This is a genomic window from Halochromatium roseum, assembly GCF_016653315.1.
Classification (GTDB): Bacteria; Pseudomonadota; Gammaproteobacteria; order Chromatiales; family Chromatiaceae; genus Lamprobacter; species Lamprobacter roseus.
The window spans coordinates 1-7,385 of sequence record NZ_NHSH01000008.1; the positions used below are offsets into that span (position 1 = coordinate 1).

Annotated in this window: 14 protein-coding genes; 4 read left to right on the forward strand and 10 right to left on the reverse strand. The window is 60.1% G+C overall.

Annotated elements, in window-relative coordinates; all coding sequences use genetic code 11:
* Positions 1-167: 167 nt before the first annotated feature.
* Positions 168-617 carry a hypothetical protein gene (locus tag CCR96_RS00975; protein ID WP_201215192.1) on the forward strand — a complete coding sequence of 150 codons (450 nt, stop codon included), beginning with the start codon at positions 168-170 and terminating at the stop codon, positions 615-617.
* Between the two features lie 289 nt (positions 618-906).
* On the opposite strand, the gene CCR96_RS00980 is transcribed toward CCR96_RS00975, so the two are convergent.
* The 6 genes from CCR96_RS00980 to CCR96_RS24305 all read right to left on the reverse strand — a co-directional run bounded on the left by CCR96_RS00980 (position 907) and on the right by CCR96_RS24305 (position 3,928).
* On the reverse strand, positions 907-1,419 hold the full coding sequence (locus tag CCR96_RS00980; protein WP_242518278.1) for an RpnC/YadD family protein: 513 nt from the start codon (positions 1,417-1,419) through the stop codon (positions 907-909).
* Positions 1,373-2,125, reverse strand: coding sequence for an Rpn family recombination-promoting nuclease/putative transposase (locus CCR96_RS00985; protein ID WP_201215194.1), 753 nt, complete (start codon positions 2,123-2,125; stop codon positions 1,373-1,375). The genes CCR96_RS00980 and CCR96_RS00985 overlap by 47 nt, the downstream gene beginning before the upstream one ends.
* A gap of 105 nt (positions 2,126-2,230) precedes the next feature.
* Positions 2,231-2,473 (reverse strand): hypothetical protein, encoded by a 243-nt coding sequence (locus tag CCR96_RS00990; protein WP_207191816.1) that lies wholly within the window; start codon positions 2,471-2,473, stop codon positions 2,231-2,233.
* 7 nt (positions 2,474-2,480) lie between these two features.
* On the reverse strand, positions 2,481-2,792 hold the full coding sequence (locus CCR96_RS00995; protein ID WP_201215196.1) for a BrnT family toxin: 312 nt from the start codon (positions 2,790-2,792) through the stop codon (positions 2,481-2,483).
* Between the two features lie 104 nt (positions 2,793-2,896).
* Complete coding sequence (locus CCR96_RS01000) at positions 2,897-3,601, reverse strand: Rpn family recombination-promoting nuclease/putative transposase (protein ID WP_201215198.1); 705 nt, start codon at positions 3,599-3,601, stop codon at positions 2,897-2,899.
* 87 nt (positions 3,602-3,688) lie between these two features.
* The gene (locus CCR96_RS24305; RefSeq protein WP_201215200.1) at positions 3,689-3,928 is read right to left on the reverse strand and encodes a hypothetical protein; all 240 of its coding nucleotides are present in this window, start codon (positions 3,926-3,928) and stop codon (positions 3,689-3,691) included.
* On the opposite strand from CCR96_RS24305, the gene CCR96_RS25445 reads away from it, so the two are divergent.
* Positions 3,833-4,057, forward strand: a complete 225-nt coding sequence (locus tag CCR96_RS25445) for a BrnT family toxin (RefSeq protein WP_420827241.1) — start codon at positions 3,833-3,835, stop codon at positions 4,055-4,057. The two genes, CCR96_RS24305 and CCR96_RS25445, sit on opposite strands and share 96 nt — an antisense overlap.
* Here the strand turns inward: CCR96_RS25445 and CCR96_RS01015 are convergent.
* Both CCR96_RS01015 and CCR96_RS01020 read right to left on the reverse strand, forming a co-directional pair.
* A complete protein-coding gene (locus CCR96_RS01015) occupies positions 3,953-4,201 on the reverse strand; it encodes a hypothetical protein (protein ID WP_201215202.1) in 249 nt (82 codons plus the stop codon). The two genes, CCR96_RS25445 and CCR96_RS01015, sit on opposite strands and share 105 nt — an antisense overlap.
* A complete protein-coding gene (locus CCR96_RS01020; protein ID WP_201215204.1) occupies positions 4,198-4,542 on the reverse strand; it encodes a hypothetical protein in 345 nt (114 codons plus the stop codon). The genes CCR96_RS01015 and CCR96_RS01020 overlap by 4 nt, the downstream gene beginning before the upstream one ends.
* A 588-nt stretch (positions 4,543-5,130) precedes the next feature.
* Between CCR96_RS01020 and CCR96_RS01025 the strand changes: the two genes are divergently transcribed.
* Positions 5,131-5,925 (forward strand): glycosyltransferase, encoded by a 795-nt coding sequence (locus tag CCR96_RS01025; RefSeq protein WP_338035788.1) that lies wholly within the window; start codon positions 5,131-5,133, stop codon positions 5,923-5,925.
* Here CCR96_RS01025 and CCR96_RS01030 read toward each other — a convergent pair.
* The gene (locus tag CCR96_RS01030; protein ID WP_201215206.1) at positions 5,920-6,258 is read right to left on the reverse strand and encodes a type II toxin-antitoxin system PemK/MazF family toxin; all 339 of its coding nucleotides are present in this window, start codon (positions 6,256-6,258) and stop codon (positions 5,920-5,922) included. The genes CCR96_RS01025 and CCR96_RS01030 overlap by 6 nt on opposite strands.
* Positions 6,249-6,455: a hypothetical protein gene (locus CCR96_RS01035; RefSeq protein ID WP_201215208.1), complete on the reverse strand. Its 207-nt coding sequence runs from the start codon at positions 6,453-6,455 to the stop codon at positions 6,249-6,251. The genes CCR96_RS01030 and CCR96_RS01035 overlap by 10 nt, the downstream gene beginning before the upstream one ends.
* Before the next feature lie 247 nt (positions 6,456-6,702).
* Between CCR96_RS01035 and CCR96_RS01040 the strand changes: the two genes are divergently transcribed.
* The coding region (locus tag CCR96_RS01040; RefSeq protein WP_201215210.1) for a glycosyltransferase family 2 protein at positions 6,703-7,385 on the forward strand (683 nt) is incomplete at its 3' end.

Below are 7,385 nucleotides of genomic sequence, written 5' to 3' on the forward strand. Positions count from 1 at the left end.
CAACACGTTCAGAAATCGTGCTACTCGCATGGCTGATCAGGTGATCTTGGTCGTTGCAGGGTTGGCCAACCTCAAAAATAACTATGTTTTTCAATGAGAAAACGATTATTATTTGGTCACAAGTCTACTCTGATGTTAGAAGCCACTCGTCGGCTCGTGGAGCAACTATGCGCAATCTCGCTTTAACACTCGCCAGAAATCTAGAGATCGTCGAACGAGAACGCGGGCCTTTCAAAGTAAAATGCCTGGTTTGCAAAGAGCCTGATGATCTCTTCTGGGATTTAATCCTGTGGGCCGATTGGTTTGAATCGAATGAACGCGCAAGGCTTAGCTACCTGCTAGACAAACTGATCAAGCCACTGGACCCAGAAGCGTTGATGTACTTCAGCGCCATGATGACCTACGGTGCCAATGACGATAGCCCTTTCCTCCGCTCGTTATTAACGATTCAGCGCAATTTCGATCAAGGTCTCTACGCGACGAGTTGGCATGACGAGATCGTTCAAATTCGATCAACGATGCCCCGAGCCACACTGATCGTTCCGCTAGGGCATCGACTCATCGAGGCAACCGAAGCCGCCTCGGAAGCCAAGATGACAGCGGCTGCAGCCCGGTGAAGGCCTTGCTCGCCAAAACACCCCATGCCCTCATCACCGTCGGCCAGATCAAGCACCCTGACACCCGCGGGCGACTGTTCAACCTGCTCAAGCAACAAGGCGCCAAGCGCGCCGTCATTCAGTCGCCTACCGCCTACGGCTCGCGCCACGCCGATCACTGCCATACCGCCACCGGCGCGCGCGTCAATGGAGGCGTGCGCATCGGCGGGGGCGCCTCATCGGCAGCGGGATCTCATCGGTGCGCCGGGATGAGGCGATGGGGCCGTTCGCCAGTAGGCCAACATGCGGCTCAGTGAAACACCGCCTCCGGGGTCTCGGCAGTGAGGATGCGATCAGACCACTCCAGGAGCGTCTCGGCATCGGCCTCTTGGATCTGCTGACGTAGCCGAGCGTCGGCGGGACCGAACTTGCGCTCCATCAGGCGCAGTAGCATCTCGGCTTTGCCCTGCTCAATGCCCTGCTCGATGCCCTGCTCGCGGCCTTGCTCAATATACCGATCAATAAAGGTCTGCATAATGGAATCTCCCGGTGCGGTTTGTTCCAACAAGCGGCGGGCGTCATCCTCTTCCACCCGTTGTGTCCCTTGGACATAGTATCTCAGCAGCGATTCCAGAATCTGCAGCGCAGTGTCGCGGTCGGCGACCTGGTCGATCAAGGCGATCAACCGCTGCAGATGCTCCAGCGGCTGGTCGCTGAAGACCCAGCGTAGCGCCAACTGGACCAGACGGGTCAGCACATCGCCTTTGATCTCGGCGTCACTGCGCGGGGAGAGATCCTGCAAGGCGTAGCAGAACTGTGGCACATAGGGTTTGAGGCGCCTCTGGCAGCGGCCGGATCAGGGCATGAAAGTCGCTCGGCATCCGCCAGCGGCGCTGGCCGTGATAGAGCACCAGCGGGTAGACCGGCGGCAGGGTCTTGGCCTCGGGGTGCTGCTTGCGGTAGGCCTCGCCCTGCAGCGTGATGTAGCGCAGCAGTTGCAGCAAGACCCAATAGTCGGTCTGGCTCTTGTGCTCGAACAGGATGTCGACGTGGAGTGCCAGGGTGGCTGGCGCCGCTGTTTGATCGAGCGTGGCGGGCGCATCGGCCGGATCAAGCGCTGCCACATCGGCTTGATCAGCCATGGCCTGGGCGGCTTCGCCCTGCTCTGCTGACGGCGATGGTGCGACCGGATGGCGAGCGCCTTGCACCGATGCCTGCTCAGGCGCGGCGGGATCAACCCGCTCAGGCGCGGCGGGATCAGCCCGCTCGGACGCCGCTGGATCAGCCCGCTCGGGCGCCGCTGGATCAGCCTGATCGGGCACACGCCATTGCAGCCGATAAACCAGATCCGAATACGACGCGCGCAATTCCTTGGAGACGTAGCTGTCCTCGCTGATCTCCAGACTGTCGAGATCCACCACCTCAAGCAGCTCAGCCGGCAGGTGCTGGCGCAGGAAGTCTTGCGCGATCTCGCGCCGGGTGAAGCTCTCGCGGAAGTAGACGTCGTGCGGATTGTTGATCTCATCCATGGCGGTGGACTTTACTCGGATTGCAGCCTAACGGCGAGCCGCCTGCCGCTCGCGGCATTTAGGGGTACGTCCCTGATTCTCCGGCTGGAAGCCCGGGCGTCGTGTTTACGACGACGATCCTGGCGCAAAGGTCTCAAGCAATTCCATGTCTTTCTGCAAGAGGTTATTGATCAATTGGTCAAAATCCAGACCGCTTTCTTCGGCGCGGCGAAGAAAGTACTGCTGGATCTCAGGGTTGAGGTAGACCGGCACATGCCATTGTGCTTGCGGCCGATAAAAGCGCCCGCGCTGACCGGCCGAAAAATCGATCTCGGCGGGAATCTCGTCGTTTGAGTCTGTCGTATTCATAATGGGTTTATACAGGGTTATCTTGGTACTGGCGTCTTTCGTGTCTTGTCGCTTCTCGCGCCGAGATGATCCGAACGTAAGCGATACCGGAGTATTCTTGCCAGGTGTGAGAGACGGCTAACAGTTGGCCCGCGGTTGTCGCACCAAGCGTAAACCAGCGCTCCTCGTCCCCACCATGTTCCTGGTCCAGAATACTGAGTGCCATCGGATCTCGCAGCACCTCAGCGGCCATGGCGAAATCGATGCCATGCTTGACGCGATTCGTGTCGGCCTTACGTTTATCCCAGGCCAGTGCGATCTGAAACATTGTGTTTTCCATGTGAAATCGCTTCCCGCTAGCCTCCAGCTGAGCGCGGCTCGAAGTGGCCATCGCTGCGGCTGACCACCGCATCGACGCCTTAATGGAACACGGCCTCCGGCGTCTCAGCGGTCAGAATGCGATCGGACCACTCCAGCAGTGTCTCGGCATCGGCCTCTTGGATCTGTTGGCGCAGCCGGACATCGGTGGGGCCGAATTTGCATAATGGGATCTCCCGGTGCGGTTTGTTCCAACAAGCGGCGGGCGTCATCCTCTTCCACCCGTTGTGTCCCTTGGACATCGTATCGCAGCAGCGATTCCAGACTCTGTAGCGCGGTGTCGCGATCGGTGACCTGGTCGATCAAGGCGATCAACCGCTCCAGATGCTCCAGCGGCTGGTCGCTGAAGATCCAGCGTAGCGCCAACTGGACCAGACGGGTCAGCACATCGCCTTTAATCTCGGCGTCGCTGCGCGGTGAGAGGTCCTGCAGCGCATAACGGAATTGTGGCACATAGGGTTTGAGCGCCTCCGGTAGCGGACAGATCAGGGCGTGGAAGTCGCTCGGCATGCGCCAGCGGCGCTGGCCGTGATAGAGCACCAGCGGGTAGACCGGCGGCAGGGACTTGGCCTCGGGATGCTGCTTGCGGTAGGCCTCGCCCTGCAAGGCGATGTAGCGCAGCAGTTGCAGCAACACCCAATCGTCGGTCTGGCTCTTGTGCTCGAACAGGATGTCGACGTGGAGCGCGAAGGTGGCTGGCGCCGCTGTTTGATCGAGCGTGGCGGCCACATCGGCCGGATCACGCGCTGCCACATCGGCTTGATCCGCCATGGGTTTGTGTGCAGGGATGGTTACTGTTCGCCGGCGCCGCCCTCGCGCCTATGGGCGAAGCGCTCACCCTCAGATCGCGCTCGGCTACTATCGTGATCCGGAGCGCACCGCCGCCGCCTTCGTGCAAAACCCCACCCATACCAACCCTGATTGCGTGAGCAGATGAAGATCACGTTCGATCCGCGTTAAAACACACGCAATCGCCAAAAACATGGGATAGACCTTGCCGAAATCGCGGCGGTTTTCTACGATCCTTATGCCATCACCATTGAAGATCTGGATCACGACGAGGAACGATTCGTGACCATAGTTGGCGCAGCCGGACATCGGCGGGGCCGAATTTGCGCTCCATCAGGCGCAGCAGCACCCACCTTCACAGGCCGCAAACAACGCCAAGGTGGCCAAGACCCCGTGCTTAACCGTCTGCCGGCGCAAGTAATCTTGCCATTCGCCTAGGGTCATGCCGTACAGTTCGTCAACGATGTCTTCACTGAGCACGGCACCGCATTGGATCGCAGCACGCAGCCCGCGGAGCCCATCCTTGGTCGCGATATACCAAGTGAAGGCCCCATCGATGTCGGGGAAGACCGACTCCTTCATGCCCCACCCAGCACCACCTCAAGCACGTTGGCCAAGCCCGCCTCATCCAGTGGAAACCCACCCCGGCGCGACCGATCCGGGTAGGCCAACCAAACCCAATCACACTCCTCGGCAGGCAACCCAGGCTCCCCTTCATCGGCAGACTGCGCCCTGTCAGCGATCAATTTGACTTGGTCGCGAGGTCCAATGACATCGACACGTCCATAGCCCCCAATGATCAGGCTCGCAACCGGGACGAAGGCCACAAGGTCTCGACCGATCGTGACCTCCAGCCCCGGTGCTTCATAGGCCCCGAGTGTTTCCTCGGTGAGGCGATGTCGGGTGTCCACGATCTGATCCATGGGCACACCCGCATCCTTGAAAGACGCACGCAAAGCGTCCATCAGCTGCCGAAGCACCAATAACCACTTTTCTCGACGCTTTCCCCAATCGACCGATTCACCCGCCCAATGCGCTGCTCTGGCTTGGTGCTGTTTGACAATTGTTTGTAGACTGGTCATCAGACATTCCTTACTCTAGCCAAAACCCTTCACGATAACTGCCTCAAGGACCCATCCGGCGCAACGCTAATCAGCAGCTTGTGATCGATCGACCAGTAACGCGGCTCACAGCGGCCATCATTGCGGATCACCAGGGCATCGCCTGCTTGGGTCGGCTTCCTGAAACCTGCGATCGGCGCCCCTGAAGAAGGTCCAAACGTCGTCCAGTGTTGAGTGGCCATGGTCTTCGCGCCTCGCTCTGTAGGCGTTCAGTGTAGCACCGGCAGGTCACCGCTCCACCGGCTCCAGGGCGTGAACAGGCGCGCTTAGTTGCGATACTCTCCAGAGCACGCGTTCAGCAACCTCTGCGTCCGGTGACGCGCTCCGCTAGGCCGCCACCCGAACCAATGCCTTCAACCCGACACGCCCCCCAGACTGACCCTCGTCGTCATCGCCCGCGACGAGGCAGCACAGATCGGCGCTTGTCTGGAGAGCGCACGCGCGGTGGTCGATGCGATGGTCGTGCTCGATACCGGCTCGAGCGATGAGACGATGGCGATCGCCAGGGCTGCAGGCGCCGAGGTCTATCACTTTGCATGGAACGATGACTTTGCCGCCGCCCGCAATGCGGCACTGGCCCAGTCGCGCACCCCTTGGAACCTGATCCTCGATGCCGATGAGCACCTAGCCGAAGGCGCTGAGCAACTGCGCGCGGCAGTGGCCAAGCCGGCGGACTTCATCGGCGTGCTGCCGGTGGTCAGCGGCTTTGATCTCGCCGGGCAGGTGGACACCAGTACGGCTTGGATACCGAGGTTGTTGCCTGCGGGGGTGCGCTACCAAGGGCGGGTGCATGAGCAGCCGGTGTCTGAATGGCCGCGGGTGCGGCTGCCGGTAACGATCCACCACTCCGGCTATCGGCGTGCAGCGCTTAAGCGCAAACAGGGCCGCAACCGCAAGCTGTTGTTGGCGATGCTCGCGGAGCGCCCGGAGGAGGCCTCTCTGCACTATCAGCAGGGTAAGAACTGTGAGGTCTATGACGACTTCGAGGAAGCGGCGCGCCAGTATCAGCATGCGCTGCAGGCGAGCGCCTTGCTGTCGCGCCAGCCTGCCGCACAGCGACCTGTTGTTTCAGCCCCCGCCGCCGCGGCAGGTCGAGATCAGGCCTCGACGCCCGAACGCGCCAACGGATTGGCGACAATATCCCGGGACCAAACACTGATGAGCACTGTACGGCCATTCTCATAGGCAACCAAAATAGCGACAAAAGGCTTGATGAAGACGACAGAAGCAATCTTCAGATAGCGCGCCGTATTTTTTCACAACGACCTGTTTCGAGATCACAAAGGTTTTCCTCACCATCACCTTCGAACGCTTGGGGAGTTGACCGACTAGAAAGTCTGACTGAGCAATCAGGATTTCATCTTCATTCAACCTGTCCACTTTACTACTCACCGGCATTCCGACGAAATCATTGAATGGCAGGTTATTTTTGAAGATAACAACTGGCCGCAATTTGTTTTGCCTGAGATCAGAAAAGTAAAACTCGCATAGCACAACCTCTGCCTGATTTACTTCCATACATCATCCTCGGCCGCATCGCGCCATTCTTCGATCGATGCCGCTGAATGCTCTGAAAGAGCGAGCAGCTCTGGATCACCGTGATCGCTTTCAATCAGCATGAGCACACGCACATGCTGGTTATTCAGGGACCTGTAATCGTCGGGAATCATGACAACACCATCCTTCAGATCCGCCTCGAACTCTATCGCATACATCGGTCTTTCCCTCAAATCGAAGGCTTCTCGGTTTTAGCCAAACTCACGCAGGCGAGTCAACGTCCAATGTTGAGTGACCATGGTCTTCGCGCCTCGCTCTGTAGGCGCTCAGTGTAGCACCGGCAGGTCACCGCTCAACCGGCTCCAGGGCGTGAACAGGCGCGCTTAGGGTGCGATACTCTCCAGAGCACGCGCTCAGCAACCTCTGCGTCCGGTGACGCGCTCCGCTAGGCCGCCGCCTGAACCGATGCCTTCAACCCGACACGCACCCAGACTGACCCTGGTCGTCATCGCCCGCGATGAGGCAACGCTGATCGGCGGCTGTCTGGAGAGTGCGCGCGCAGTGGTCGATGCGATGATCGTGCTTGATACCGGCTCGAGCGATAAGACGGTGGCGATCGCCACGGCTGCCGGTGCCGAGGTCTATCACTTCGAGTGGATCGATGACTTTGCCGCGGCCCGCAATGCGGCACTGGCCCAGTCGCACACCCCCTGGAACCTGATCCTCGATGCCGATGAGCGCCTGGCCGAGGGTGCTGAGCGGCTGCGTTCGGAAGCGGCCAAGCCGGCGGACTTCATCGGCGTGCTGCCGGTGGTCAGCGGCTTTGATCTCGCCGGGCAGGTGGAGACCAGTACGGCCTGGATACCGCGACTGTTGCCGGCGGGGGTGCGCTACCAAGGTCGGGTGCATGAGCAGCCGGTGTCTGAGTGGCCGCGGGTGCGCTTGCCAGTGCCGATCCATCATTCGGGCTATCGGCGCGCGGCACTGGCGCGCAAACAGGGCCGCAACCGCAAGCTGTTGTTGGCGATGCTCAGTGAAACACCGCCCCCGGGGTTTCTGCGGTCAGGATGCGATCGGACCACTCCAGCAGTGTCTCGGCATCGGCCTCTTGGATCTGCTGACGTAGCCGGGCATCGGTGGGGCCGAAT

Bases quoted from the DNA above. Each gene is read 5' to 3' on its own strand.
- CCR96_RS00985 (WP_201215194.1), bottom strand. From the start codon at position 2,125: ATGGATGAGATCAACAATCCGCACGACGTCTACTTCCGCGAGAGCTTC.
- CCR96_RS00975 (WP_201215192.1), top strand. From the start codon at position 168: ATGCGCAATCTCGCTTTAACACTCGCCAGAAATCTAGAGATCGTCGAA.
- CCR96_RS01035 (WP_201215208.1), bottom strand. From the start codon at position 6,455: ATGTATGCGATAGAGTTCGAGGCGGATCTGAAGGATGGTGTTGTCATG.
- CCR96_RS01000 (WP_201215198.1), bottom strand. From the start codon at position 3,601: ATGGCGGATCAAGCCGATGTGGCAGCGCGTGATCCGGCCGATGTGGCC.
- CCR96_RS24305 (WP_201215200.1), bottom strand. From the start codon at position 3,928: ATGTCCGGCTGCGCCAACTATGGTCACGAATCGTTCCTCGTCGTGATC.
- CCR96_RS01020 (WP_201215204.1), bottom strand. From the start codon at position 4,542: ATGGATCAGATCGTGGACACCCGACATCGCCTCACCGAGGAAACACTC.
- CCR96_RS00995 (WP_201215196.1), bottom strand. From the start codon at position 2,792: ATGGAAAACACAATGTTTCAGATCGCACTGGCCTGGGATAAACGTAAG.
- CCR96_RS00990 (WP_207191816.1), bottom strand. From the start codon at position 2,473: ATGAATACGACAGACTCAAACGACGAGATTCCCGCCGAGATCGATTTT.
- CCR96_RS01015 (WP_201215202.1), bottom strand. From the start codon at position 4,201: ATGAAGGAGTCGGTCTTCCCCGACATCGATGGGGCCTTCACTTGGTAT.
- CCR96_RS01030 (WP_201215206.1), bottom strand. From the start codon at position 6,258: ATGGAAGTAAATCAGGCAGAGGTTGTGCTATGCGAGTTTTACTTTTCT.